Source organism: Citrobacter sp. Cpo061 (genome assembly GCF_030332845.1).
GTDB classification, from domain to species: Bacteria; Pseudomonadota; Gammaproteobacteria; order Enterobacterales; family Enterobacteriaceae; genus Citrobacter; species Citrobacter portucalensis.
Map to the genome: position 1 here is coordinate 14870 of NZ_JAOWHB010000023.1, position 24751 is coordinate 39620.

A 24751-nucleotide genomic window follows, 5' to 3' on the forward strand; every position below is an offset into this window, starting at 1 on the left:
TCCTGTTATTTGTTTATATCGATATATTACCTGATGGAAATAGTGACCTTTTTCTACCCTAACATACTGAGAATCTGAGACAACCCTGAATTTGGTTGTGGCATGAATATTGCCAAAGGCAAGGTGGCGGGACTTCCCGTGATATAAGGGCTGAGCGCGAATGTGAACGGGTTAATATTTTTTGTAAATGGCAATGAAAAATCGCCTGAATTGCTGGAATGCAGGCGAATAATGCGGCTGATATTGAGTGTAGATCACACAATTATATTTGCACGACAAAAGTGTGATCCTGTTAAAATATTTCCGCGAAAAATGTACGGTATTTCCCGTGAAAATGAGTGCTAGAAATTCCAGTCGTCATCTTCGGTTTCGACCGCTTTTCCCATCACATAAGATGAGCCGGAACCCGAGAAGAAATCGTGGTTTTCATCAGCGTTGGGCGACAGCGCGGCAAGGATTGCCGGGTTAACCTCCGCCATTTCAGGCGGAAATAGCGCCTCATATCCCAAATTCATTAATGCCTTATTGGCGTTGTAACAAAGGAAGGCTTTGACGTCATCCACCCAGCCGGTTTCTGCATACAACTCTTCCGTATAACGCGCTTCGTTATCATACAATTCCATCAGCAGGTCAAAGGCAAAATTCTTTAACTCCTCGCGTGCGGATTCGCAAATATGCTCCAGACCTTTTTGATATTTATAACCAATGTAATATCCATGAACCGCTTCATCACGAATGATCAGACGAATGAGATCGGCGGTATTGGTCAATTTGCCGCGGCTGGAAAAATACATTGGCAACCAGAAGCCAGAATAGAACAGGAAGGATTCCAGAAACACGCTGGCTATTTTTTTCTTCAGCGGTTCGTCGCTGGCGTAATGTGTCAAAACGATCTGAGCTTTGCGCTGGAGTGGGGTATTTTCTTCACTCCAGGCGTAGGCAGCATCCACGTCTTTGGTCTGGCAAAGGGTAGAGAATATTGAGCTGTATGAACGGGCGTGCACCGCCTCCATAAAGCTGATATTCGACAGCACCGCCTCTTCATGCGGCGTTAACGAATCAGCCATTAACGCTGGTGCTCCGGCAACATTCTGAATGGTGTCGAGCAGCGTCAGCCCGGTAAAAACGCGGATTGTTAGCTGCTGTTCGGCGGCGTTCAACGTTTGCCAGGCCGGAATGTCATTGGAGAGCGGGACCTTTTCCGGGAGCCAGAAGTTACTGGTCAGACGGTTCCATACCTCAAGATCTTTATCATCCTCAATCTTGTTCCAGTTGATGGCGCTCACGCGGGATAATGTCATTTTCTCCTCCTTACAGCGCGCATGACACGCAGCCTTCGATTTCGGTGCCTTCCAGCGCCAGCTGGCGTAGTCGGATGTAGTACAGGGATTTGATGCCCTTACGCCAGGCGTAAATCTGCGCTTTATTGATATCGCGCGTGGTGGCGGTATCGGGGAAAAAGAGCGTCAGTGAAAGCCCCTGATCGACATGGCGAGTAGCTTCTGCGTAGGTATCAATGATTTTTTGTGGGCCGATCTCGTAGGCATCCTGATACAAGGCCAGATTCTCATTGGTCATAAACGGAGCAGGGTAGTAAACGCGCCCGGTTTTGCCCTCTTTGCGAATCTCCACTTTCGACACGATCGGGTGAATGCTCGACGTGGCATGATTGATGTAGGAGATAGAACCGGTGGGGGGAACCGCCTGTAAATTCTGGTTATAAATGCCGTAGCGCATCACATCTTCACGCAGCTGTGACCACATCTCGCGCGTCGGCAGCGTAATGCCGCTGGCGGCAAACAGCGTGCGAACCTTGGCGGTTTTTGGTTGCCAGTCGCCCTGCAGATACTGGTTAAAATACTCGCCGCTGGCGTAGCGCGACTGTTTGAATCCGGCAAAGGTTTGACCGCGCTCGCGGGCGATCTTCATTGACGTATTCAGCGCATGCCAGGTGATGGTATAGAAATAGAGATTGGTAAAATCCAGCCCTTCCGGCGAACCGTAGGCGATCCCTTCCCGCGCCAGATACCCGTGCAGATTCATCTGCCCAAGACCAATCGCGTGCGACGCGCTGTTTCCGGCCTCAATCGAGGGCACGCTGCGGATATGGCTCATGTCCGAAACGGCGGTTAAGCCACGAACCGCCGTTTCCACGGTACGACCAAAGTCGGGTGAATCCATGGTATGGGCAATGTTTAACGAGCCGAGATTGCAGGAAATATCGTGCCCGGTCTGCGCGTAATTGAGATTTTCATCGTAGGTGGAGGCACTGTTAACCTGCAAAATCTCCGAGCACAGGTTGCTCATATTGATCCGACCTGCAATCGGATTGGCGCGATTCACCGTATCTTCAAACATGATGTAAGGATAGCCAGACTCAAACTGGATCTCGGCCAGCCGCTGGAAGAAATCGCGGGCGTTAATGAATTTTTTGCGCACACGTTCGTCGGCAACCAGTTCGTCATACCGCTCACTCACGTCGATATCACCGAAAGGTTTGCCGTAAATCCGTTCCACGTCATACGGTGAGAACAGCGCCATTCGGGCATTTTCTTTCGCCAGTTGAAAGGTAACATCCGGGATCACCACGCCAAGCGAGAGCGTTTTGATGCGGATTTTCTCGTCGGCGTTTTCGCGCTTGGTATCGAGAAAACGTAAAATATCCGGATGGTGTGCGTGCAGATACACCGCCCCCGCACCCTGACGTGCCCCGAGTTGATTCGCATAAGAAAACGCATCTTCCAGCATTTTCATTACTGGGATCACCCCAGATGACTGGTTCTCAATACGCTTAATGGGCGCACCTGCCTCGCGCAGGTTGGAGAGCAAAAATGCCACGCCGCCGCCGCGTTTGGAGAGCTGAAGTGCGGAGTTGACTGCCCGACCAATAGACTCCATGTTGTCTTCAATACGCAACAGGAAGCAGGAGACCAGCTCACCGCGTTGCTGTTTGCCGCAGTTTAAAAAGGTTGGTGTGGCGGGCTGAAAGCGCCCGGAGAGCATTTCATCGGTCAGCTGCATCGCGAGCGCTTCATCGCCCTGCGCCAGCGTGAGCGCCACCATCGTGACCCGATCCTCAAAGTCTTCGAGATAGCGCTTACCGTCGAACGTTTTCAGCGTATAGCTGGTGTAGAACTTCCATGCGCCGAGGAACGTCTGGAAACGGAATCCGCTGGCGTGGGCATGATCGAATAGCTTCAGCACGAACGCGCGATCGTAGCGGGCTAACACGCTGGCATCGTAATAGCCTTCATCCACCAACGTTTCCAGGCGCTCCTGCTGGCTGGCAAACGCCACCGAGTTTGGGCGGACGTGGGCGGCAAAGAAGGCCTCCACGGCCTGATGGTCTTTGTCGAACTGAATGCGCCCGGCTTTATCGTAGAGATTCAGCATGGCGTTCAGGGCGTGATAATCCAGCGTTGACTGCATTACACGTTCTGCGGTTGTCGTTGCCAAAATTCGCTCACTCCTTTTCGAACGTTGTCGATATCGCTTTGGGTGCCCATCAGCTCAAAGCGATAGAGCCACGGCACGCCGCATTTTTGTGAGATGACATCACCCGCGCGACCGTAGGCGTCACCGAAATTACGATTGCCGGAGGCGATCACTCCACGGATTAACGCCCGGTTGTGCGTATCGTTTAAAAAGCGGATCACCTGCCTTGGGACCGCGCCAGCAGTGCCGCCGCCGCCGTAGGACGGCACGATTAATATGTAAGGTTCGTCTACCCGGATCCGCTCGCGTTCGTTAAGCGGAATGCGGATGGCTGGCAGCCCCAGACGCTGCATAAAGCGGTGCGTATTTTCGGAGCTGCTGGAGAAGTAGACGAGCTGACTCATGCGCTGGCCACACGGTGTTCCGGATGCAGACGGTTGATCATGTCCGGGCGAAACCCTGACCAACTGGTTTCCCCCGCGACCACGACCGGTAGCTGGCGAAACCCTTGATCGCGCAGGCTATCAGCCAAATCGGGTTGTAAATCGACGTTTACCATCTCAAAGTCAAAACCACGGCTTTCCATTGCCCGTTTGGTGGCGTGGCACTGAACACAGTTATTGCGAGTGTAAATAATAATACGCATGATTCGTATTTCCATTTAAAAATAAAGGATCGGCGCGATGAAGGGCGTCGGGTTGTGTGTGTCCTGATAGGAGAGATACTAGATGTAGTTTTAAAAAGATTCAACCATACAAGATATGGGAATTTTAGATTGATGATGAGCTGGGTGATGAGCGTGGCGGGGGAAGTGGTATGTACCATCGCAGGTTGCCGGATGGCGACGCGTCGCGTCTAATCCGGCCTACAGGAAAGTACATCCTGGGCCGGATAAGGCATTTATGTCGCCATCCGGCAGCGCAGAATCACATGCGCATCCCCACCGCCAGACGGTTAAAGCAGTTCATCAGACTAATGGCAAATGTCAGGTCGCTAATTTCTTTCGCGCTGAAATGGTCTAGCAGCGGCAGATAAACGTCATCTTCAGCGTGAGTAGTGGCAATCTGGGTGACCGATTCGGCCCACGCCAGCGCCGCACGTTCCTGCTCGCTGAAGTGGTGACTCACCCGCCAGCCTGCCAGTGCGTCCAGTTTGGCCTGCGCAACACCGGATTTGCGCAGTGCTTTACTGTGCATTTCCAGACAAAAGGCGCAGCCGTTGATTTGCGAGACCCGCAGGTAAATCAGTTCCGTCAACGTAGGTTCCAGCGCGCAGTTTTCCAGCGCTTGGCTTGCCTGAACCAGAGCGTTATAGATTTCGGGACTGAGTTCGTAATAGGGCTGGCGTAACATTGTCATGGTATTTCTCCTCGTTTGGATGACCCGCAATGTAGCACTATAATGGACTGCAACAGAGAGCCATATTGTTACCAAAAAAGCAGACCATAAATGCCACGTTATCAGCAAATCGCCCGTCAGTTAAAAAACGCAATTGAGAAAGGCGAACTCAAGCCCGGTACCAGATTGCCCTCCAGCCGGACCTGGGCCCAGGAGCTGGGAGTATCACGCTCGACGGTGGAAAATGCCTATGCAGAGCTGGTGGCGCAAGGCTGGCTCGCGCGGCGTGGACAGGCAGGAACGTTTGTCAGTGAGCAACTGCGACCAGAAAGGGCGCCTGCATCGCCTGCCATCTTCGCCGGAGAAAATCCCAGACCGCAACTATTTCAGATGGGATTACCCGCACTCGATCTTTTTCCGCGTGAAGTCTGGGCACGGGTGATGGGACGGCGTTTACGCACCCAAACGCGTTTTGATCTGGCGGTGGGCGATGTATGTGGTGAACGGGTGTTACGCCAGGCAATTGTTGATTATCTGCGCGTTTCACGCAGCATTGAATGCCAGCCAGAGCAGATTTTTATCACTTCAGGCTATGCGGCATCAATGACGTTAATCCTGCGCGCTCTGGCGCATCCCGGTGAGGGAATGTGGGTCGAAGATCCCGGTTTTCCGCTGATCCGGCCCGTGGTGGCTCAGGAACGCATTGAGTTGATGCCGGTAGCGGTGGATGCCGATGGTCTGGATGTCAGCGCCGGGATCCGCGACTACCCGCTGGCGCGTTTTGTACTGCTCACTCCCGCACATCAAAGCCCTCTGGGGGTAGCACTGTCTTTGGACCGTCGCCACCAGTTGCTGGAGTGGGCGACTCGCGCGCAGGCGTGGGTAATCGAAGATGACTATGACAGTGAATTTCGTTACCACGGTAAGCCGTTGCCGCCGCTAAAAAGTCTGGATGCGCCTCAGCGGGTGATTTATGCCGGAACGTTCAGCAAATCGATGTTTCCGGCTTTGCGTACGGCATGGCTGGTGGTGCCTCTGACCCAGGTTGAACGCTTTCGCCAGCAAGCGGCGCTAACGGCCTGTAGCGTCCCGGTTCTATGGCAGCAAACGCTGGCGGATTTTATGCGAGACGGCCACTTCTGGCGACACTTAAAACGTATGCGACAGCATTATGCCGAACGACGACAATGGATGGAAAACGCCCTGACCGAACAAGGGTTTAGAGTCATTCCTCAGGAAGGTGGGATTCAACTGGTGATGAGTGTAGACGGAGATGATACTGCGCTGGTGCGCAAAGCGAATCAGGCCGGGTTAGCGGTTCAGGCGCTAAGCCGCTGGCGAATAACGTCAGAAGGAAAGGGGGGAATATTTCTGTCATTTACCAATATCAGCTCGGCGGAAATGGCGCAACAGGCGGCCTACCAACTGAGGTTGGCGCTGACATAAATCTGTACGTTACTTAAGATATTCGTCTCATCGTGTTCACTCGTTTATGGACTTTTCTGAAAGCGTTGCTAATGCTGAATCAGGTAAGGTAAGCCCGCAGTAAAAGATAACGAGGAAAATAATATGTATTTACGACCTGATGAGGTGGCGCGCGTACTTGAAAAAGTGGGCTTTACCGTTGATGTAGTGACGCAGAAAACGTACGGCTATCGGCGTGGCGAAAATTATGTGTATGTTAATCGTGAAGCTCGCATGGGGCGTACCGCATTAATTATCCATCCCACGTTGAAAGAGCGTAGCTCTTCGCTGGCGGAACCGGCAACGGATATTAAAACTTGCGATCATTACCAGCAATTCCCGCTGTATTTAGCCGGAGAGACTCATGAGCATTATGGTATTCCGCACGGCTTTAGCTCGCGTATTGCGCTTGAACGTTATCTGAGCGGACTGTTTGGCGACGTTAATTCTAACTAATAACGCGACTGGCAGTGCCAGTCGCGAAGAAGCGTGTCAGGCTTTAGCCTGATGATAGCTGCTGACCTTAAACAAGCGGCGGCAATAATCAAGAAAGTAGCCATAGACAGCGCCCATCAGCATTGACACCACGATGTTCGAACTTACTGCAGCCGTAATCTGATGCCAGTCTGCGCCAACCGTCAGCAGAATAATCACATACACCGGCGACTGGAAGGTGACATAAGCCAGCACATCCGCCAGATTTTTTGCCCATCCTGCCTGCGTGGCTTTACGGGCCGCGCGCATGAACAAATCACGATACATGCCGTATGGCCACGCGATCAGTATGTTGACAGGGATAGCGACTAATCTGGAATACAGCGACTGTTCGAAGCTCATTCCAGAAAGGAATATTTCGATCAACATGTTCACGACAGAACAATAAACAACCATCGCGAACGTGTCTGCTACTGCATGACGCAAGCGTGACTGCGGAGAGAACATGTTAATGCTCCTTGTAAAAAGGGGAAAAAAGGTTTTGAATACCTTAACTGCTAGTGATTTGTCTTGCTGCTTTCGCGTTTTAATAGGATATCTGCCTGGATAATAACTATCAACTAGCTGAAAATTTTTATTTATTGTCTTTTTGTCGATAAAATGCTCTGTAATGGTTTGTTTTTTGTTCGTTTTGGTGTTTTCGTTGCTGTGTTAATTAAAGTCTTTTTAGATCAAAGAGTTATTGTTGCTTGTTTTTCTGAATTTTTTGCGCTCCTTTTCTGAATGTTGACTGATGTGCAATATGTATACTCGTTGGTTCCACGAGATGCCGTGGCTTGTTTCTTAAGTGACGCGCTGAGATACCTTGCAGGTATATTCAAAGCTGCAATCAGGGTAATAGAATATATTGTCTGGGCGATAGCAGAATGGATGCTATAAATATCAGAGTTGGCTATTTGTTTAATGACAAACGAATAAATTAGACTGGAAATATAATAATTGGTTGCATACAATATTTAGCGTAATACCGTTTTTATGTTTTACGTTAAAGAGGTTTTGTTAATATGAGTTCAATGTTAAAAAACTTAAATAATATCCGCTCGCTGCGTGCAATGGCTCGTGAATTTTCCGTTGATGTACTGGAAGATATGCTTGAAAAATTCAGGGTAGTGACCAAAGAACGGCGCGATGAAGAAGAACAGCTACAGCGCCAACGTGCAGAACAGCAGGCAAAAATTAATGCCTTGCTGGCGCAGATGCAGGCAGACGGGATCAGCCCGGAGGAGCTGCTGAGCATAACACCTGCGACGGCACGTTCAGTTAAAAAACGCCAACCGCGCCCGGCGAAATATCGTTTTATCGATCTCAATGGTGAAACGAAAACATGGACCGGACAAGGTCGCACACCGAAGCCAATTGCCCAGGCGCTGGCTGCCGGTAAATCTCTTGATGACTTTTTGATCTAATTGCGAAGGCGGTGAGGAGATCCTCACCGCTTATTTTCAGCAAACGCCGAAATCACCCTCTTCGTTATATCGCGTGACATCAGCTGCTTTCAGCGTGAATTTATCACCGCTTTCATTACTGGCTTGTACCGCCACAATTTGATCGTCATTGACTTCAACAACCTTCAGTTTTGGACCGCCCATACGCGGTTGAACCAGATCGCCAGGTTTAAACATATTGTTGTGCTCCTTTATTTATCATTTATCGCAGAACTCACCATAGATCACGTCAACCGGCGGGTACAGTGCTGTTTCAATGATTACCGCTTAATGAGTACGTCGGTTCCAGGGCATGATGTCCAGTAATCGCGCCATACCGCAAAAGCCAGTTACACCAGCGAGTATCAGCCCGGCGCCCACAAAACCGCTCAGCAGGAAGAAGGCGCTACTAACGCTATAGCCCAGAATAACGCCGAGTAGGGCAAGGCTGCCTGCGGCTATCTGCACCTGACGCATCAGCGGTAACGGTTGTGAACTGTCTTTCGCCACCGGCAACCCTGCGGCTTTCCAGCCGTCAATTCCACCTTCCAGCAACCAGACCTGCGCGGGTGCGGCGATGGCGCTCAGTTTTGTTGCCGCATTTTGTGTACGTTTGCCTGACTGGCAGTGAAAAATCACCTGCTCGGCGCGTAAATTCGCTGGCAGCGATCCCTGCTCAAGCGCGGGTAATGGCGCCAGATGTGCCTCAGGAATATGCTCGTGCAGATACTCGTCAGCATCGCGGATATCAATCAGTTTTGCACCCTGCGCGACCAGTGTCTGCGCCTCGCGTGGGGAAATCGTCCCAATAGTCATGATGGCTCCTTATGGGCAATACAGTGTTTTTAATGTGGCGATCAGCGAATTCACGGCCGCATTTTTAATGGAGTAGAGGATGCGCTGGGCATCGCGCTGGCTTTCTATCAGACCTTCTTCACGCATACGCGCCAGATGCTGGGAAGTGGCGGAAGGACTAAGGCCGGTAACACGGGCTAACTCACCCGCGCTGGTACCGGGTGAACCACAGAGCATGCACAAAATCAGCAACCGTTTCGGATTACTCATCGCTTTTAGCAGGGCGGCAGCCTGTTCAGCGCTGGCCTGGAGTTGTTCAAGTTCAGTCATATGTATTTAAGTGTTGTCTAAATTAAGTGTATTCTAAAATAAGTAACCAACGTACGCCAGCGTAAAGAGCGTAAAGGAGGGTAAAACAGCCGCGGAATACTGGCAGAGTTGGGTAGAATGGCTACTCTTAGAGATAAAATCTCTTTTTAAACAATGATTAATTTTTGCTTGTAGGGAGTGTGCATGGGTTTCTGGAGAATCGTTTTTACTATTATTCTGCCCCCGCTTGGCGTGCTGCTGGGGAAGGGGTTCGGCTGGGCATTTATCCTCAATATCGTTCTGACGCTGCTGGGCTACATCCCAGGTTTGATCCACGCCTTCTGGATACAGACGCGTAATTAATTCCTTTCTACTACGGCGCTTCGGCGCCGTTTTCTTTGTGTCCCTTTCTCCTCTGCTACACTTTTGGGTGTTGATTGTTAATTACCGAGGTGGATATGGGACTCTTCAATTTTGTAAAAGATGCAGGTGAAAAACTGTGGGATGCGGTCACTGGAAACCATGACACAGCCGATCTGGCAAAAAAAGTGCAGGAACACCTGAACAAAACCGGCATCCCTGATGCGGATAAAGTGGATGTGCAAATTAACGAAGGCAAAGCTACTGTTTCTGGTGATGGATTAAGTCAGGAAGCAAAAGAAAAAATTCTGATCGCGATTGGTAATATCTCTGGTATCGCCAGCGTAGATGATCAGGTTAAAACCTCTGCACCCGCGAGCGAAAGCCAGTTTTATACCGTGAAATCTGGGGATACCCTGAGCGCTATTGCCAAACAGGTTTACGGTAATGCCAACCTATATAACCAGATATTTGAAGCGAATAAACCAATGCTAAAAAGCCCGGATAAAATCTATCCTGGGCAGGTTTTACGTATTCCGGAACAGTAATATTATTCAGGCTTATTGCGTCAGCAATTTACCGCTCATAGCCTGTTGAATAATCGGAATCGGCGTCAGCAAGTGCTGGCGCATTAATTCGCTGGCGCGCACGGCATCACGTGCCAGAATCGCTTCGGTCAGCGTCTTGTGCTGATCGTGTTTGTCTTCCAGCATTTCAACCGACAGTACCGTTTTACGCAGCCAGATAAACCGGTAGCGCGCCGCCAGAGAAAACAGCCGTTCACGCATTTGCAGCAGATATTGTGAACCACAGCCGGCGACAATCGCCGAGTGAAACGCCTGATGGCGCTGATCCCACTCGTCGAGCATCTGTTCGCTGGCATCAATGGCTTCAAGCTTACTGAGCATATGCGCGCGCGCCAGAATTTCAGCTTCCCAGGCGTCGTCGCCGCGTTCAATGGCCAGCGCGACCAGCATGGCTTCCATATTGGCGCGGGCATCGAAAATATCGAGCAACTCCTGCTCTGACATCGGGGCGACACGATACCCTTTCTGATTAACTACTGTCACTAACCGCTCGGCAACTAACTGCGAAAGCGCTTCGCGCAGCGGTCCCACGCCTAGCTCATAGCGTGAGGTTAGCAGACTCATACGCAGTTTTTCATCAGGCTGATACACACCGCGGATGATGTCGTTCTTCAGCCAGCGGTATCCATCAATGGCCGTCGGTTGGGGAATGGCGGTCATGGTCATACTCCTGAAAGGATTTCCCGGCCTGCGCCGGGAACAGGTTTAATGCGTATTTTGCAATGGTGCTTTTTGCCACGATAGCAGTTTTTTCCAGCGTGACATAATGGGCACGGTGCAAATAATTCCTATGGCTAACAACCCGGTAGAGATAACTTCCAGCTGTTGGGCCGGGCGAAACAGCATGACCACCAGCACAAAGATAATAAACGCGATGACCAGCCAGGTAAGCCACGGATAGAGCCACATTTTCAGTTTAATTTCACCACCTCGCGCCAGCAGGATTTTGCGCATCCGCAGTTGAGAAACGGCAATGACCAGATACACCAGCAGCGCGATGGCACCGGAGCTGTCGATCAGGAATTTAAATACCTTGGCCGGGGCGTAATAGTTGACGATGACGGTGAGGAACGCAGCACCTGTCGACAGTAATACCGCCACATAAGGCGTTTTGCTGCGGTTCGTTTTACCCATAAAGGCGGGGGCATCGCCACGGCGGCTCAGGGAGTAGAGCATACGCGATGACGTATACAGCGCGGAGTTAAGACAGCTGGTCACCGACAGCAAAATGACGCAGTCCATGATCAATTTCGCGTGCGGGATATGCAGTAGCTCCAGCACCGAGCGGTAAGAACCGACTTCTTTCAGGCCCGGCATGTTCCACGGGATCAGCGCCACCACCACAAAAATAGAGCACAGATAGAAGATTGAGATACGCCAGATAACCGAGTTGGTGGCGCGAACGATATGTTTATCCGGGGTATCGGATTCGGCGGCGGCGATGGTAACTATCTCTGCGCCCATAAAGGAGAACATGGTGATTAACATCGCGCTGATCACGGCGCCAAAACCGTTGGGCATAAAGCCGCCCTGATCCCACAGGCGTGAAACTCCGCTAACCTCGGCATAAGGGTAGAAACCGCTAATCGCCGCCGCACCGAGGGTAATAAACGCCAGAATGGCAATCACTTTGCACAGCGCCAGCCAGAACTCGAATTCACCGTAATTTTTAACGCTCAGCAAGTTACTGCCGGTTAACGCCAGCGTGATAACCAGAGAAAACAGCCAGATAGGAATGCCCGATACCCAGGAGTGCAGAATGATGGCGGCAATATTCGCTTCCAGAGGGATAACTAACACCCAGAACCACCAGTACAACCAGCCGATGGTGTAACCCGCCCACGGGCCAATGGCCTTATCGGCGTAAGTGGAAAAAGAACCGGTATCCGGGGTGGCAACGGCCATTTCGGCCAGCATGCGCATAATCATCACCACCAGCAATCCGGCGAACAGATAGGCTAATAATACTGCGGGACCGGCTTCTGCAATCGCCACACTTGAACCGACGAACAGACTTGCGCCGATTACCCCGGCAATAGACAGCATGGTGACGTGGCGTGATTTCAGCCCGCCCCCTAAATCATGTGATTGTGACACTTGCCCCATCTTTAAACCTCGTTATTGTTATTGACGTCGCTTCCTGCACCTTACCCGTAGGCCCGGTAAGCGTAGCGCCACCGGGCATCACAACATTGCCGGATGGCAGCGCTTGCGCTTTATCCGGCCTACAATTTCCCGTTTTTATTCGGGGGTTTAATCTTGCTTTGCCTCGGCAAAACATTGGGCGATAATGTCCAGCCCCTGGCGGATTTGCGCATCTTCAATGGTCAGCGGGACAAGAATGCGCAGCACGTTGTAGTAAGGTCCGCAGGAGAGCAGGATTAGTCCTTTCTCGCGTGCACGCGCCACCACTTCCGCAGTCAGTTTGGCGTCTGGTTTCGTGTGGTCGCCGTTTTCGAACAGTTCGATAGCAATCATCGCGCCCAGCCCGCGTACGTCGCCAATCTCGCGATGGGTTTCCGCGATAGCCAGCAGGCCTTCGCGCAGGGTTTGTCCCAGCTCGTTGGCTTTTTGCAGCAGATTTTCCTGTTCAAAAATGTTCAGTACCGCCAGCGCGGCGGCGCAGGCAATTGGGTTACCGGCATAGGTACCGCCCAGACCGCCCGGTGGGATTGCGTCCATGACTTCGGCGCGTCCGGTCACGCCCGCCAGCGGGAAGCCTCCGGCGATGGATTTGGCGAATGTGGTGAGATCGGGCGCAACGCCCATCTGCTCCATGGCAAACAGCGTACCGGTACGGCCCGCACCGCTCTGTACTTCATCGGCAATCAGCATGATCCCGTGTTCGTCACAAATGGCGCGCAGCCGTTGCATAAAGGAAGGAGAGGCTGCGTAAAAGCCACCTTCGCCCTGAACGGGTTCAATCACGATGGCGGCGACGTCTTCTGGCGCGGCATCGTTTTTGAAAATGCGGTGAATGCTGGCGATAGCATCATCTTCACTGATGCCGTGCAGAGGGCAAGGATAAAGCGCGCGATAGACGTGACCCGGCATCAGCCCCATTCCGGCGGAGTACGGATTGACTTTCCCGGTCAGTGACAGGGTGTAGTGGGTACGACCGTGGTAAGCGCCGCTAAAGGCGATAGTCCCCGTACGCTTGGTGGCGGCGCGGGCGATTTTCACCGCGTTTTCTACCGCTTCAGAACCGGTGGTCACCAGCAGGGTTTTCTTGGCGAAATCACCCGGCACTTTCTTGTTCATGATTTCACACAGCTCCAGGTACGGCTCATAGGCCAGCACCTGGAAACAGGTATGAGACAGCTTTTTCAATTGCGCTTCTACCGCAGAGACGATCTGCGGGTGCAGGTGACCGGTGTTCAGCACCGCAATACCGCCAGCAAAGTCGAGGAATTCACGGCCTTCAACGTCCCAGACCCGACAGTTTTCTGCCCGCTCGGCAAAAATAGGGTGGATCTGGCCTACGCCACGGGGAACGGCGTTGCTGCGACGTTGCATAAGTTCTTTGTTGGTGCTCATCAGGTGTTCTCCAGTATTTGTTTTATTAAAGGCCGATGCACATATATTTGATTTCTAAGTAGTCTTCGATGCCGTATTTCGATCCTTCACGGCCAAGACCGGAGGCTTTTATCCCCCCAAACGGGGCGACTTCGTTGGAGATAATGCCGGTGTTAATCCCGACGATGCCGTATTCCAGCGCTTCGCCAACGCGGAAGACGCGGCTTAAATCACGGGCGTAGAAATAGGCGGCCAGACCAAACTCGGTGTCGTTGGCCTGAGCGATGACGTCAGCTTCGTCTTTAAAACGAAACAGCGGAGCCAGCGGGCCGAAGGTTTCTTCTTTGGCGACCTTCGCGTTATCAGGCACATCTACCAGAATGGTGGGCTGGAAGAAGTTACCGCCGAGTGCATGAGGTTTACCGCCCGCGATAATGCGTGCGCCTTTATCCAGAGCGTCGGCGATGTGTTCCTGCACTTTGGCAACCGCTTTCTCGTCGATCAGCGGTCCGGTGGTGACGTCAGGTTGCAGACCATCGCCGAGATGCAGCTTGCTCACCGCCTGCTGGAGTTTTTCGGCAAAACGCTCATACACGCCGTCCTGCACGTACAGGCGATTGGCGCAGACGCAGGTTTGCCCGGCGTTACGGAACTTCGATGCCAGCGCACCTTCCACGGCTTTATCGAGATCGGCATCGTCAAAGACGATAAACGGCGCATTGCCGCCCAGCTCCAGCGATACCTTTTTGATGTCTTTGGCGCACTGCTGCATTAACTGACGGCCAATTTCGGTTGAGCCGGTAAATGACAGTTTGCGCACCAGCGGGTTGCCGGTCAGCTCGTTACCAACCGCGCTCGCAGAACCTGTCACCACGCTGAAAACACCAGCCGGGATCCCGGCGCGATTAGCCAGTTCTGCCAGCGCCAGTGCGGAGTAAGGGGTCTGGCTGGCGGGTTTAAGCACCATCGTACAGCCTGCTGCCAGCGCCGGACCGGCTTTACGGGTGATCATCGCTGAGGGGAAGTTCCACGGCGTAATCGCGGCGGTAACGCCGATCGGCTGCTTGATGACGATCAGACGCTTATCGGCCTGATGGCCAGGGATCGTATCGCCATAAATGCGTTTGCCCTCTTCGGCAAACCACTCAATAAATGAGGCGGCATAGGTGATTTCGCCTTTGGCCTCCGCCAGCGGTTTACCCTGTTCCAGGGTCATCAGGCGGGCAAGATCGTCCTGATGCTCAATCATCAGGTTGAACCAGCGACGCAGGATGTTGGCCCGCTCTTTGGCGGTCAGCGCACGCCAGGCGGGGAGGGCGCGGTTAGCGGCGTTAATCGCTTCGCGAGTTTCTTCCGCCCCCATTTTCGGTACGCTACCCAATTGCTGACCGTTGGCGGGATTGGTCACCGCGATGGTCTCGCCGCTGTTGGCGTCACGCCAGTTGCCGTCGATCAGTGCCTGCTGGCGAAATAATGTTGGATCGTTAAGTTGCATGATTGCTTCCTGTCTTAATCGGTTTAACGGGTAAATGCGGCGTGTAATGTCTCCACGCTACGTGCCGCACGCAGCGTGCGTCCGGGGTTACTCTGGTTCTCCAGCAGCGCATGAACTTTGCTGACAATATGTGCGCCGATAGGGATTGCCGACGTTGCTGCCGGAGAAGGGGCGTTACAGGTGTGAATTGAGCGTGGCGTGGTGACAAACAGAAAATCGTCGATAAGCTTGCCATCAGGTGATACCGCCTGTGCCCGTACGCCCGCAGGCCACGGCTGCAGATCCTTAAGCGTCAGGCTCGGGCAGTACTTTTGTACCAGCCGCAGATAACCGCTTTTGCACAGCGAATTCTTCATTTCGCCAAGCCCTGAGCGCAGGTTGTTTTGCAGCACGCGGCGAATACCAGAAGAGCCGAGGATCTCCAGCGTATCGCTGAGCGAGAAGTCACGTTTACGGTAGCCTTCACGTTTAAATGCCAGTACCGCGTTGGGGCCGACGGTGACGCTGCCGTCAATCATCCGGGTCAGATGAACGCCGAGAAACGGCATCGCCGGGTCGGGGATGGGGTAGATCAAATGGTTAACTATCTGATTATGTTCTGGCGCCAGGCGGAAATATTCGCCCCGGAACGGACAGATGATAAAGCCAGGTTCAACGCCGAGCATTTTTACCAGTCGGTCCGCCATCAGGCCAGAACAGCTAATCAGCGTCGCGCCTTCATATTCCTGGCCCTGACGGGTACGGACAATTACGCCCGCAGCATGCTCTTTCAGCGCGCTGACCTCGGCGTTGTAAATAATCTCACCGCCTTTAGCCTGGAAAATCTTCGCCATCGCGGCGGTGACTTCGCGGTAGCTGACAATCCCGCTCGACGGGACAAAAATGCCGCCCAGTCCGGTGATATTAGGTTCACGCTCGCGAAGTTCATGCGCATTCAGCCATTCGCGCTCCAGACCGTTAGCGGCGGTGCGATCCCAAAGCGCGCGCATGCGCTCCATTTCCAGAGCGGAGGTGGCAACCAGCATTTTTCCGCAGACGTCGTAGCGGATGCCGTTTTGGTCGCAAAAGGCTTTTGTGGCGCGATTTCCGGCCAGGCAAAATTGTGCCTTCAGGCTGCCGGGGGTGTAATAGACCCCGGCATGAATGACGCCGCTGTTGTGGCCCGTCTGGTGGCAGGCCGGGCCGGACTCTTTTTCCAGTAGCGCGATTTTGGCGTCCGGATAGATATCAATCAGCTGCATGGCGGTCGACATGCCGATAATGCCGCCGCCAATAATCACAAAATCATACATCCGCTTTTCCTTCGCGCTTACTGATGGGTCTGGTAGTGGTTGGTCGCGTACGCAAAATAACCACGCTGGCGCATCAGTTCGCGGCGCAAGTCCGGATGCGAAGTGAAACGATCGCGCCCGTGCAGCCAGAACAGGTTGTTGATCAGCAGGAATTTACCCACTGAAACCGGAACGGAAATAATGCTCTTGCTGGTTTCCAGCGCATCGGACAGGTCACTCAGCCAGACGCCTTCTTCATAGTCTTTTGGCTGGACGAACTGGTCGATGTAGCGCATTACCGGGCGGCCCTGCTGGTCAACGTCAAATACAGGATGGAACACTTCCTGACTGACGTTTTTGCTTGGCGGTGCGGCAAAGCGCATGGCGCGACGTGCCAGAGGATGGGTAAAGTACTGATCCAGATGCTCCCAGTCGTCGAGGTGCAGCAGCAGCGAGTTACCGCCGGTCATGTTCTGCTCGTCGATCTTCATCATCAGCACGTAATCGGTGATTTCTTCGAGGTAGGTTCCGTCGTTGTGTAATTCCATCACTCGGTGAGGCTGGCGCAGATAGCTGTCTGAGTTATCGACGTTTTTCACCACAAAACGTGCGTAATATTGACCGCTCATCGCATCAAAATTAGAGCGTCCGATGAGGTGCGCTACCGCCGTTGCCAGCTTGACCATCTCTTCCGCCTGCGCCACGTCGTCTACGCCAACGGCATTGATTAGCAGTGCGCCTTCGGCACGATCGAGCAGGGTTTTCAGCAGCAGGGGCTGTAACTGATTGCCGCACAGGTCGTCGAGGATCTTGCCCACTTTGAAGCGCAAGAAGGATTTGTATTCCAGCGCCTGAACCGGCCACTGCGAGACGGCCTGCAGAAATTGCTCAGTGGTCTCAGCAGAAAAAGTCAGCTCCAGCAGGCGTGGGGATTGGGCTGACGGTTTCAGCGTGAAACCGCTGTAGTGCTGGGCTGGATCTTCCGTGTTCGGTTTTACGGCAGTCAGTGCGTTCATCAAATCGTTCCTCTCAGTAGATTGTCAGGGAGATATGGCGCAGCTCGTTTCGTAGCCATAAATTAAAAATATCTACATTTTTGGAAAACGCGCACAGAATGAACTTGTTTGTTTATTATTTGTGATCAAAAGCAACAAATATTTAACATTATGAAGGGTGTGGGTTAATGCGAGGGAAAAGATATAGTTTTTTAAAACAGTGGGTTAATCACGCTGCCGTTGGTGATGAGTCAACGGCAGCGACAAAATCAGTAACCGACTTTATAAATACGCCCTGTTTGGATGCCTTCCACACTGCGGCGGTAGGCGTTGGCGACGGTGGTGGCGGGCACGCTTTCAAAGCCCGGGAAGAAACTGTCGTAAGCTTCGGCGGACTCACTCAGCACGGTCGGACTTATCAGGTTAATGCGTTGACCATGGCCCAGTTCACAGGCCGCGGCGCGAACAAATCCTTCCAGCCCGGCATTGATCGTTGCGGCGTTTGTCCCCTGGGCGATGGGCTCGTGGGCGATAATGCCGCTAATTAACGTTATCGATCCGCCATCATTCAGGAAATGCTGCCCGGTTAATGCCAGGCGTATCTGGCCTAATAGCTTATCCTGAAGCCCCTGATTAAAGTCCTGGTCGGTCATGGTCGACAGCGGCCCAAAGAACAGATTACCGGTGGCGGAAACGATCGCATCTACCCGACCGACTTTTTCAAACAAGGCCTCGACACTCTCCTGCGAGGTGATATCGACCTGGTAATCACCCTGAGTGCGACCCACGCGGACCACCTCATGTTTACGGCTCAATGTTTCTGTAACTGCGCGACCCACTGTACCACTGGCACCAATAATGACGATTTTCATAACCACCTCCGCAATAGTGTGAGCCGCTATTCTTTAATGAAAATGAAATCAGATAAACTGGCTAAAAGTTAGATGATTACTAACCAGGGGTTTGTAATATGGATAAACTGCGCGGCATGGAAACGTTTGTCGCCGTGGTGGAGAGTGGGAGCTTTACTTCTGCGGCGACGAGGCTCGAGATGTCTGCGGTGATGGTGGGAAAATATATCACCCAACTGGAAGCGCAGCTCGGCACACGTTTGCTGGAGCGCAATACGCGCCGCCAGAGTCTGACCGATGCCGGACGCGTCTATTTTGAAGAAGCCCGTCGCGTGCTGGAGCAGGTATCGATAGCCGAACGTTCGGTAGAGCGTCTGCGGCTGGCACCTGCGGGGACGCTGCGCATTAGCGCGCCCACTTCTTTTGGCGCTTGCGTGATCTCGCCGCTGGCCGCTGCGTTTTTACAGACCTGGCCAGAGGTGCGTATTGAACTGGATCTCACCAACCGGATGGTTGATCTGTTGAATGAAGGTGTCGATCTGGCGATCCGCATTGGCGATATCCATCAGACTGACGTGGTGGCGAAATACCTGTGTCCCTACCGTATGGCAATTTGTGCTTCGCCAGATTATCTTGCTCGCCATGGCACCCCCCGGACGCCCGCGGATCTGGTGGATCATCTGTGCCTGTCTCATACCGTGTGGACGGCTCGAAACGAGTGGATACTGCCTGGCGTGACGGGGGAGGTCAGATGGAAGCGCGATGCGATCCTGCGCTGTAACGATGGTCATGGCCTGCGTATGGCGGCAGTAGCGGGGGCTGGGCTGTTATTACAACCTGAGGTGCTGCTGGCGCAAGAACTGGCTACGGGGAAATTGATTCGGATCCTGGAAGGGTTTACGCCGCAGCCGCGGCCAATTCATTTGCTGTGGCGACAGGATTTGCGTCCGTTGCCTAAGCTGACACGGTTTGTTGAACATGTGCTGGAAGGAACGCAGGGGCTGCGCGGAAAATAAAAATGCCGGATGGCGTTGCACTTATCCGGCCTACAACCGAGCCAAATTGTAGGCCGGATAGGGCGCAATAGCGCCGCCATCCGGCATATTATTAACCGATATCCACCTGCGGTTTGCTGTTGCGTTTACGGATCATGCGCAGCACCGGCGGGACCACGATAACCAGTACCGCCATCACCAGCAGCACTTTCGCCACGCCGCTGGCCCACAGAATATCCATACTGCCGTTACTGATAGACAACGCCCGGCGCAGGTTCTGCTCCAGCATTTCCCCGAGAACGAAGCCCAGAATCAATGGCGACATTGGGAAGTGCATTTTACGCAGGATGTAGCCCAGCACGCCGAGGGCGACCATCAATACCAAATCGAAGGTGGTGCTGTGAACGGCGTACACGCCAACCGCGGAAACTGCCGCGATAGCCGGTACTAAAAACCACAGCGGGATGGTCAGCATGCGGGTAAACAGACCGATCAGCGGAATGTTCATCACCAGCAGCATTACGTTAGCAATCAGCAGCGCTGCAATCAGCCCCCAAACGATATCCGGCTGCTCGGTAAACATGGCTGGACCAGGGGTGATGTTGTACAGCGTCAGCGCGCCCATCATCACCGCCGTAGTACCGGAGCCCGGCACGCCGAGCGTCAGCATCGGAATAAAAGAGCCGCAGGCCGAGGCGTTATTGGCGGCTTCTGGCGCCGCTACGCCACGAATATCCCCCTTGCCAAAGCTGTCGCTGTTGCCGCTGAGCTTTTTCTCGGTCATGTAGGTGATGGCACTGGCAATGGTGGCGCCAGCGCCAGGCAGAACGCCGACGAAAAAGCCAATCACTGATGAACGCAGGGTGGCCCCTACGCACTGTGCACCTTCTTTGGCGTTGAACAACATGCGGCCCGTTTTACGCACCAGCGTCTGGCCACTGCTGGTATGTTCCAGCATTAACAATATTTCAGAGACAGAGAACAGCCCAATCACCACCACGATAAACTGCACACCGTCGGAGAGATGGACACTGTCAAAAGTAAAGCGATAAACCCCGGTGTTGGCGTCTACGCCGACGGTCGCAAGTCCGAGACCGATAAGCGCTGCCAGAAATGATTTCAGCGGGTTTTGCGCCATCATGCTGCCGAGACAGGCAATGGCGAAAACCATTAAGGCAAAGTATTCCGCCGGACCGAAGGCCAGCGACCATTGGGCTAGCGCTGGGGCAAACAGAATGATGCCGCCGATGGCGATAAGCGAACCAAAGAAAGAGCTGACCGCCGAGATAGAGAGCGCCACGCCACCGCGCCCTTGCTGCGCCATCGGGTAGCCATCCAGCGCGGTCATAATTGCTGCCGCATCGCCGGGCACGTTCAGCAGGATGGAGGAGATGCGCCCGCCATATTCACAGCCAATGTAGACCGTAGCCAGCAGGATCAGCGCGGATTCTGCGGGCAGATGCAGCGCAAAGGCCAACGGCAGCAGAATCGCCACGCCGTTGATCGGCCCAAGGCCAGGCAACAAACCCACAATGGTGCCGACAAAACAGCCTATCAAGGCGATGACCAGGTTTTCCGGCGTCATTGCCACCGCGAAACCCTGAGAAAGATAAATCCAGGTATCCATCGTTTCTCCGTTAACCCAGCCAGGCGCCGAGTGGTAAGGTGACGTCAAGCAGTCTGTCAAAGGCATACCACAGCAGAATGCCTAGCACCGCGCCGGAAATTCCTGCAGCCGGGATGGTTGCGCCGAACAGCATGCCAATCACCACGGTGAGAATGGCGGTGGCGATGGGAAAACCGAGCCACTCAAAACCCCAGGCGTACATCAACAGAACAATCACCATCGTCAGCAGCTTTTGCAGCACGTGGCGACGGGGCCAACTGATGGTGTCCGGATGGCGCAACAGCAGCGCCACGGCGCAGACCAGCATCAGACTGATAATGCCAAGCGGGAAGGGACGCGGCCCTACGGGTTCATAGCTGTATTCGCTGCTGATTTGCCAGGCCACGAACAGCCCGGCTATGCAGAGCAACAGCCAGATACCTGCGAAAATACGATCGCTCATCATCTTTGCCTCTGCGTTTACTTCGCCAGACCGAAGGCTTTAGCCTGCTCACGATAATCCGTGACCTGCTTTTTCACGTAGTCGTCGAGCTGTTTGCCGCTCATGTTGAACTCAAACAGACCGCGCAGATCGCGCTGCTTTTTAAACTCATCGGTCTGCTGGAGTTTGTTAAAGGCATCAACCCACCACTGATACTCGGCGTCGCTGACTTTTGGCCCAACGTAGAAGCCACGAATGATTGGCCACACGAGGTCATAACCCTGCTCTTTAGCGGTTGGTACGTTGGCTAACTGGCCCGGCAGGCGTTCATCAGAGAACACCGCGAGCACGCGGATTTTGTCGCCGCTGAGGTAAGGCACCATCTCACTGAGATCGCCGGAAACCACCTGTACGTGATTTCCCATCAATGCAGTAACCGGTTCGCCACCGCCCTCAAAGGCTACATAGCGCATCTTGTGCGGATCGACATTGGCTTTTTGCGCCAGCAGTGCCGACTTCATCCAGTCCTGGCTACCGATAGAGGCGCCAGCACCAATGACCACGCTGTTGGGATCTTTTTCCATGGCTGTCAGCAGATCTTTCAGCGTCTTCCATGGCGCGTCCTGGCGTACGGCAATCATGCCGTAATCGGTACCCACACTGGCCAGCCAGCGGACATCATCCACGCCGTAGCGACCAAACTTGCCCTGTGACAGATTCAGCAAGGAGCCGCCGGAGAAGGCCACCACGGTGCCTGCTTCAGCCGGGCGTTGGGCAACAATCGCGTTATAGGCCACAGCGCCAACGCCGCCGGGCATGTATGTCACGCGCATCGGTTTTTCGATAGCGCCGGTTTCCATCAAACTCACCTGAATCAACTTACAGGTGAGATCGAAACCACCGCCGGGTTTAGCAGGGGCGATACATTCAGTGCGCGACGGCGCTTGTTCCGCCAGTACAGAGGTACTCATCAGTAAAATGCTTGCAGTAAGGGTACGAAATAACTGTTTTTTCATTGTTTATCCTCACACCGGAAAACCGGATTTTCAGGTACGGAAGAAGATTTTTGTGATTATGTGAGCCGATGTGTAGCAGTTCGGTTGCGTGATTGTTAAAACATTAACCTTTCAATTCCCTTTCAATGCGGCAGAAACTTTACAGGATGTGATATGCGTCTCTTATTAGCGGAAGATAACCGTGAGTTAGCTCACTGGCTGGAGAAAGCGCTAGTGCAAAACGGTTTTGCCGTTGACTGCGTGTTTGATGGCCTGGCTGCCGACCATCTTTTACATAGCGAAACGTATGCGCTGGCGGTGCTGGACATCAATATGCCGGGGCTGGATGGCCTGGAAGTCGTTCAGCGGCTGCGCAAACGCGGGCAGACGCTTCCTGTCCTGCTGCTGACGGCGCGTAGCGCGGTGGCCGATAGGGTGAAAGGGTTGAACGTCGGAGCCGATGATTATCTGGCAAAGCCGTTTGAAATCGAGGAACTGGATGCCCGGCTGCGGGCCTTGCTGCGTCGCAGTGCGGGACAGGTGCAAGGCATACAGCAACTGGGGGAGCTGGCGTTTCACGATGAAGGCTATTTTCTGTTGCAGGGGCAGCCGTTGGCGCTCACGCCACGTGAACAGGCGCTGTTGACGGTGCTGATGTACCGTCGGTTGCGGCCGGTTTCACGTCAGCAGTTGTTTGAGCAGGTCTTCAGCCTGAGTGATGAGGTTAGTCCCGAAAGCATTGAGCTGTATATCCATCGTTTGCGCAAAAAGCTACAGGGAAGCGATGTGCGTATTGCTACGCTGCGCGGTCTGGGCTATGTGCTGGAGCGTAGCGATGAAGTGGGTTAAACCCCAATCGTTGTACCTGCAACTGCTGATGTTTCTGGGCTTGCCGCTAATGTTGCTGTGGGGGCTGTCGGCATTTAACAGCTATGTCAGTGCGCTACAGGCGGCGACCCAGGCGTATGACCGCACGCTCCTTTCATCCGCCAGGACCGTTTCCGAGCGGCTGGTGGTGCGCAATAAACAGCTGGAAGTGAATGTGCCATGGGTGGTGCTGGACAGCTTTGAACTGAATATGAACGACCGACTGTATTACAAAGTGGTTGATCCGGCGGGGAAGGTTATCTCTGGTTATGACGATTTACCGGCGATGCCGCCTGCTACCTCGCGCACGCGTCTTTACCCGGCGCTGGCATGGTTTTATCACACCGAATATCGCGGTGAGGCAATCCGCGTGGCGCGTCTGCTGCAGCCCGTCAACGAAGGCGGCATTGTCGGCATGGCGGAGATTTATGTTGCCGAAACGCTGCAATCGCGGCGTTATCTGGCGCGACAGCTGCTGTTTTCCTCGTGGGTTTCGCAAGGGCTGCTGGTGCTACTGACTCTGGTGCTGGTTGGCTGGCTGCTGCGCCGGGTGCTACGCCCGATGCGCCAGCTGTCATCGCTGATGGTGCGTCGTGAGCCTGGCCTGCTGACGCCGCTGCCGGAGCTGCTGCCATGGTCGGAAACCCGTCTGCTGATTGTGGCTTTCAACCGTTATCTGGACCGACTTCGCGGTCTGATCTCTCGTCAGGAGCGCTTCAGCGCGGATGCTTCCCATCAGCTCAAAACGCCGTTGGCGGTACTGAAAACTCAGGCATCGGTGGCTCTCGCCAGCACCGAACCGCGGCAATGGTATGAGAGTTTACAAGCCATGAGTAGCACGCTCGATAATACCATTCAACTGACGGAGAGGCTGTTGCAGCTGTCTGCGGTGAAGCGCAAGGAGCAGGGGGAAAGGCATTTCTCGCCGGTTAATCTGTATGAGGTGGTGCAAACCAGCTGTTTTACCCGACTGGCGCAGTCGCGTAGTAAAGGGATCGATCTGGGCTATGAGGGGGTACAGGACGCGGTGTGGGTCGAGGGAGATGAAGTGCTGCTCGGCGAGCTGTGTGGGAATCTGCTGGATAACGCACTGAAATACACGCCGTCGCAGGGGATGGTGACCGCCCGGCTGCAACGAGAAGGAGAGGCCGTGGTGCTGGTGGTCGAAGATAGCGGGCCGGGCATAGATGAGCAGATGGTTCATCAGGCTCTGCTACCGTTTCATCGTCTTGATAACGTAGGCAATGTCCCAGGCGCCGGGATCGGCCTGGCGCTGGTCAATGATATTGCTCGTCTGCATCGCACGCATCCTCAGCTAACACGTAGTGAGACATTAGGTGGGCTGAGGGTTCGGGTACGCTTTTTAAGCGTTACCGTATGAGGTATTCATGATGATGATATTTGTTGTTTAATTATAATAAAAAGTAATTAATTGTATTATTAATATCATTTGAAATGTTGTCGTAAGGCAGCTGTTTTTATTTTAATTACTGTATTAAACAGCACCTCTAA

General features: G+C 53.4%; 27 protein-coding genes. 8 read left to right on the plus strand and 19 right to left on the minus strand.

Annotated elements, in window-relative coordinates:
- Positions 1 to 341: 341 nt before the first annotated feature.
- The 5 genes from nrdF to OGX97_RS02675 form a co-directional block, all read right to left on the minus strand.
- Positions 342 to 1301 carry a class 1b ribonucleoside-diphosphate reductase subunit beta gene (gene nrdF, locus OGX97_RS02655; RefSeq protein WP_032944704.1) on the minus strand — a complete coding sequence of 320 codons (960 nt, stop codon included), beginning with the start codon at positions 1299 to 1301 and terminating at the stop codon, positions 342 to 344.
- Positions 1302 to 1311: 10 nt separating this feature from the next.
- A complete protein-coding gene (gene nrdE / locus OGX97_RS02660) occupies positions 1312 to 3456 on the minus strand; it encodes a class 1b ribonucleoside-diphosphate reductase subunit alpha (RefSeq protein ID WP_235126920.1) in 2145 nt (714 codons plus the stop codon).
- The gene (gene nrdI, locus OGX97_RS02665; protein WP_003825987.1) at positions 3429 to 3839 is read right to left on the minus strand and encodes a class Ib ribonucleoside-diphosphate reductase assembly flavoprotein NrdI; all 411 of its coding nucleotides are present in this window, start codon (positions 3837 to 3839) and stop codon (positions 3429 to 3431) included. The genes nrdE and nrdI overlap by 28 nt, the downstream gene beginning before the upstream one ends.
- Positions 3836 to 4081 carry a glutaredoxin-like protein NrdH gene (gene nrdH / locus OGX97_RS02670; protein WP_048236625.1) on the minus strand — a complete coding sequence of 82 codons (246 nt, stop codon included), beginning with the start codon at positions 4079 to 4081 and terminating at the stop codon, positions 3836 to 3838. The genes nrdI and nrdH overlap by 4 nt, the downstream gene beginning before the upstream one ends.
- A gap of 280 nt (positions 4082 to 4361) precedes the next feature.
- Positions 4362 to 4793, minus strand: coding sequence for a carboxymuconolactone decarboxylase family protein (locus OGX97_RS02675; protein ID WP_003825991.1), 432 nt, complete (start codon positions 4791 to 4793; stop codon positions 4362 to 4364).
- 90 nt (positions 4794 to 4883) lie between these two features.
- Between OGX97_RS02675 and pdxR the strand changes: the two genes are divergently transcribed.
- Both pdxR and OGX97_RS02685 read left to right on the plus strand, forming a co-directional pair.
- Positions 4884 to 6218 carry a MocR-like pyridoxine biosynthesis transcription factor PdxR gene (pdxR, locus tag OGX97_RS02680; protein WP_235126922.1) on the plus strand — a complete coding sequence of 445 codons (1335 nt, stop codon included), beginning with the start codon at positions 4884 to 4886 and terminating at the stop codon, positions 6216 to 6218.
- A 123-nt stretch (positions 6219 to 6341) separates the two neighbouring features.
- Positions 6342 to 6692 (plus strand): DUF2002 family protein, encoded by a 351-nt coding sequence (locus OGX97_RS02685; protein WP_003037262.1) that lies wholly within the window; start codon positions 6342 to 6344, stop codon positions 6690 to 6692.
- A gap of 36 nt (positions 6693 to 6728) precedes the next feature.
- Here the strand turns inward: OGX97_RS02685 and alaE are convergent, their stop codons facing one another.
- Complete coding sequence (alaE, locus tag OGX97_RS02690) at positions 6729 to 7178, minus strand: L-alanine exporter AlaE (protein WP_003037259.1); 450 nt, start codon at positions 7176 to 7178, stop codon at positions 6729 to 6731.
- A 557-nt stretch (positions 7179 to 7735) separates the two neighbouring features.
- On the opposite strand from alaE, the gene stpA reads away from it, so the two are divergent.
- Entirely contained in the window at positions 7736 to 8137 is a 402-nt protein-coding gene (gene stpA, locus OGX97_RS02695) for a DNA-binding protein StpA (protein WP_008785604.1), read from the plus strand.
- A 36-nt stretch (positions 8138 to 8173) separates the two neighbouring features.
- Here the strand turns inward: stpA and OGX97_RS02700 are convergent, their stop codons facing one another.
- The 3 genes from OGX97_RS02700 to OGX97_RS02710 form a co-directional block, all read right to left on the minus strand.
- Positions 8174 to 8353: a hypothetical protein gene (locus tag OGX97_RS02700; protein ID WP_235126923.1), complete on the minus strand. Its 180-nt coding sequence runs from the start codon at positions 8351 to 8353 to the stop codon at positions 8174 to 8176.
- Positions 8354 to 8443: 90 nt separating this feature from the next.
- Positions 8444 to 8971, minus strand: a complete 528-nt coding sequence (locus OGX97_RS02705) for a rhodanese family protein (protein ID WP_032944694.1) — start codon at positions 8969 to 8971, stop codon at positions 8444 to 8446.
- Positions 8972 to 8980: 9 nt separating this feature from the next.
- Positions 8981 to 9280: an ArsR/SmtB family transcription factor gene (locus OGX97_RS02710; protein WP_003037247.1), complete on the minus strand. Its 300-nt coding sequence runs from the start codon at positions 9278 to 9280 to the stop codon at positions 8981 to 8983.
- 183 nt (positions 9281 to 9463) lie between these two features.
- Between OGX97_RS02710 and OGX97_RS02715 the strand changes: the two genes are divergently transcribed.
- Complete coding sequence (locus OGX97_RS02715; protein ID WP_003037242.1) at positions 9464 to 9622, plus strand: YqaE/Pmp3 family membrane protein; 159 nt, start codon at positions 9464 to 9466, stop codon at positions 9620 to 9622.
- Positions 9623 to 9717: 95 nt separating this feature from the next.
- Entirely contained in the window at positions 9718 to 10167 is a 450-nt protein-coding gene (lysM, locus tag OGX97_RS02720; RefSeq protein ID WP_003037241.1) for a peptidoglycan-binding protein LysM, read from the plus strand.
- A 12-nt stretch (positions 10168 to 10179) separates the two neighbouring features.
- On the opposite strand, the gene csiR is transcribed toward lysM, so the two are convergent.
- The 7 genes from csiR to OGX97_RS02755 form a co-directional block, all read right to left on the minus strand.
- A complete protein-coding gene (gene csiR, locus OGX97_RS02725; protein WP_235126925.1) occupies positions 10180 to 10866 on the minus strand; it encodes a DNA-binding transcriptional regulator CsiR in 687 nt (228 codons plus the stop codon).
- 45 nt (positions 10867 to 10911) lie between these two features.
- Positions 10912 to 12312: a GABA permease gene (gene gabP / locus OGX97_RS02730; protein ID WP_235126927.1), complete on the minus strand. Its 1401-nt coding sequence runs from the start codon at positions 12310 to 12312 to the stop codon at positions 10912 to 10914.
- Between the two features lie 147 nt (positions 12313 to 12459).
- Entirely contained in the window at positions 12460 to 13743 is a 1284-nt protein-coding gene (gene gabT / locus OGX97_RS02735) for a 4-aminobutyrate--2-oxoglutarate transaminase (protein ID WP_279850954.1), read from the minus strand.
- Between the two features lie 25 nt (positions 13744 to 13768).
- Positions 13769 to 15217, minus strand: coding sequence for an NADP-dependent succinate-semialdehyde dehydrogenase (gene gabD, locus OGX97_RS02740; RefSeq protein ID WP_235126930.1), 1449 nt, complete (start codon positions 15215 to 15217; stop codon positions 13769 to 13771).
- A 23-nt stretch (positions 15218 to 15240) separates the two neighbouring features.
- Positions 15241 to 16509: an L-2-hydroxyglutarate oxidase gene (gene lhgO / locus OGX97_RS02745; RefSeq protein ID WP_235126932.1), complete on the minus strand. Its 1269-nt coding sequence runs from the start codon at positions 16507 to 16509 to the stop codon at positions 15241 to 15243.
- Between the two features lie 17 nt (positions 16510 to 16526).
- Entirely contained in the window at positions 16527 to 17504 is a 978-nt protein-coding gene (glaH, locus tag OGX97_RS02750) for a glutarate dioxygenase GlaH (protein WP_257119578.1), read from the minus strand.
- Between the two features lie 248 nt (positions 17505 to 17752).
- On the minus strand, positions 17753 to 18355 hold the full coding sequence (locus tag OGX97_RS02755) for a short chain dehydrogenase (RefSeq protein ID WP_128316610.1): 603 nt from the start codon (positions 18353 to 18355) through the stop codon (positions 17753 to 17755).
- A 98-nt stretch (positions 18356 to 18453) separates the two neighbouring features.
- Here OGX97_RS02755 and OGX97_RS02760 point away from each other — a divergent pair, with 98 nt between their 5' ends.
- Positions 18454 to 19350: a LysR family transcriptional regulator gene (locus OGX97_RS02760; protein ID WP_279850952.1), complete on the plus strand. Its 897-nt coding sequence runs from the start codon at positions 18454 to 18456 to the stop codon at positions 19348 to 19350.
- Between the two features lie 91 nt (positions 19351 to 19441).
- Here OGX97_RS02760 and OGX97_RS02765 read toward each other — a convergent pair whose 3' ends face one another.
- Genes OGX97_RS02765 through OGX97_RS02775 form a run of 3 tightly spaced genes read right to left on the minus strand, consistent with a single transcriptional unit; the run spans position 19442 to position 22393 of the window.
- The gene (locus OGX97_RS02765) at positions 19442 to 20956 is read right to left on the minus strand and encodes a tripartite tricarboxylate transporter permease (protein WP_003826025.1); all 1515 of its coding nucleotides are present in this window, start codon (positions 20954 to 20956) and stop codon (positions 19442 to 19444) included.
- Positions 20957 to 20966: 10 nt separating this feature from the next.
- Entirely contained in the window at positions 20967 to 21401 is a 435-nt protein-coding gene (locus OGX97_RS02770) for a tripartite tricarboxylate transporter TctB family protein (RefSeq protein WP_008321484.1), read from the minus strand.
- Positions 21402 to 21415: 14 nt separating this feature from the next.
- Positions 21416 to 22393 carry a Bug family tripartite tricarboxylate transporter substrate binding protein gene (locus OGX97_RS02775; protein ID WP_008785593.1) on the minus strand — a complete coding sequence of 326 codons (978 nt, stop codon included), beginning with the start codon at positions 22391 to 22393 and terminating at the stop codon, positions 21416 to 21418.
- Positions 22394 to 22546: 153 nt separating this feature from the next.
- Here OGX97_RS02775 and tctD point away from each other — a divergent pair, with 153 nt between their 5' ends.
- Together tctD and OGX97_RS02785 are read left to right on the plus strand one after the other, a co-directional pair.
- Positions 22547 to 23221: a transcriptional regulator TctD gene (gene tctD, locus OGX97_RS02780; protein WP_003826032.1), complete on the plus strand. Its 675-nt coding sequence runs from the start codon at positions 22547 to 22549 to the stop codon at positions 23219 to 23221.
- The gene (locus OGX97_RS02785) at positions 23208 to 24620 is read left to right on the plus strand and encodes a sensor histidine kinase (RefSeq protein ID WP_267458390.1); all 1413 of its coding nucleotides are present in this window, start codon (positions 23208 to 23210) and stop codon (positions 24618 to 24620) included. Before tctD ends, OGX97_RS02785 begins: the two co-directional genes overlap by 14 nt.
- Positions 24621 to 24751: the final 131 nt, after the last annotated feature.

Bases quoted from the DNA above. Each gene is read 5' to 3' on its own strand.
- nrdF (WP_032944704.1), bottom strand. From the start codon at position 1,301: ATGACATTATCCCGCGTGAGCGCCATCAACTGGAACAAGATTGAGGAT.
- nrdI (WP_003825987.1), bottom strand. From the start codon at position 3,839: ATGAGTCAGCTCGTCTACTTCTCCAGCAGCTCCGAAAATACGCACCGC.
- nrdH (WP_048236625.1), bottom strand. From the start codon at position 4,081: ATGCGTATTATTATTTACACTCGCAATAACTGTGTTCAGTGCCACGCC.
- OGX97_RS02675 (WP_003825991.1), bottom strand. From the start codon at position 4,793: ATGACAATGTTACGCCAGCCCTATTACGAACTCAGTCCCGAAATCTAT.
- pdxR (WP_235126922.1), top strand. From the start codon at position 4,884: ATGCCACGTTATCAGCAAATCGCCCGTCAGTTAAAAAACGCAATTGAG.
- OGX97_RS02685 (WP_003037262.1), top strand. From the start codon at position 6,342: ATGTATTTACGACCTGATGAGGTGGCGCGCGTACTTGAAAAAGTGGGC.
- alaE (WP_003037259.1), bottom strand. From the start codon at position 7,178: ATGTTCTCTCCGCAGTCACGCTTGCGTCATGCAGTAGCAGACACGTTC.
- stpA (WP_008785604.1), top strand. From the start codon at position 7,736: ATGAGTTCAATGTTAAAAAACTTAAATAATATCCGCTCGCTGCGTGCA.
- OGX97_RS02700 (WP_235126923.1), bottom strand. From the start codon at position 8,353: ATGTTTAAACCTGGCGATCTGGTTCAACCGCGTATGGGCGGTCCAAAA.
- OGX97_RS02705 (WP_032944694.1), bottom strand. From the start codon at position 8,971: ATGACTATTGGGACGATTTCCCCACGCGAGGCGCAGACACTGGTCGCG.
- OGX97_RS02710 (WP_003037247.1), bottom strand. From the start codon at position 9,280: ATGACTGAACTTGAACAACTCCAGGCCAGCGCTGAACAGGCTGCCGCC.
- OGX97_RS02715 (WP_003037242.1), top strand. From the start codon at position 9,464: ATGGGTTTCTGGAGAATCGTTTTTACTATTATTCTGCCCCCGCTTGGC.
- lysM (WP_003037241.1), top strand. From the start codon at position 9,718: ATGGGACTCTTCAATTTTGTAAAAGATGCAGGTGAAAAACTGTGGGAT.
- csiR (WP_235126925.1), bottom strand. From the start codon at position 10,866: ATGACCGCCATTCCCCAACCGACGGCCATTGATGGATACCGCTGGCTG.
- gabP (WP_235126927.1), bottom strand. From the start codon at position 12,312: ATGGGGCAAGTGTCACAATCACATGATTTAGGGGGCGGGCTGAAATCA.
- gabT (WP_279850954.1), bottom strand. From the start codon at position 13,743: ATGAGCACCAACAAAGAACTTATGCAACGTCGCAGCAACGCCGTTCCC.
- gabD (WP_235126930.1), bottom strand. From the start codon at position 15,217: ATGCAACTTAACGATCCAACATTATTTCGCCAGCAGGCACTGATCGAC.
- lhgO (WP_235126932.1), bottom strand. From the start codon at position 16,509: ATGTATGATTTTGTGATTATTGGCGGCGGCATTATCGGCATGTCGACC.
- glaH (WP_257119578.1), bottom strand. From the start codon at position 17,504: ATGAACGCACTGACTGCCGTAAAACCGAACACGGAAGATCCAGCCCAG.
- OGX97_RS02755 (WP_128316610.1), bottom strand. From the start codon at position 18,355: ATGAAAATCGTCATTATTGGTGCCAGTGGTACAGTGGGTCGCGCAGTT.
- OGX97_RS02760 (WP_279850952.1), top strand. From the start codon at position 18,454: ATGGATAAACTGCGCGGCATGGAAACGTTTGTCGCCGTGGTGGAGAGT.
- OGX97_RS02765 (WP_003826025.1), bottom strand. From the start codon at position 20,956: ATGGATACCTGGATTTATCTTTCTCAGGGTTTCGCGGTGGCAATGACG.
- OGX97_RS02770 (WP_008321484.1), bottom strand. From the start codon at position 21,401: ATGATGAGCGATCGTATTTTCGCAGGTATCTGGCTGTTGCTCTGCATA.
- OGX97_RS02775 (WP_008785593.1), bottom strand. From the start codon at position 22,393: ATGAAAAAACAGTTATTTCGTACCCTTACTGCAAGCATTTTACTGATG.
- tctD (WP_003826032.1), top strand. From the start codon at position 22,547: ATGCGTCTCTTATTAGCGGAAGATAACCGTGAGTTAGCTCACTGGCTG.
- OGX97_RS02785 (WP_267458390.1), top strand. From the start codon at position 23,208: ATGAAGTGGGTTAAACCCCAATCGTTGTACCTGCAACTGCTGATGTTT.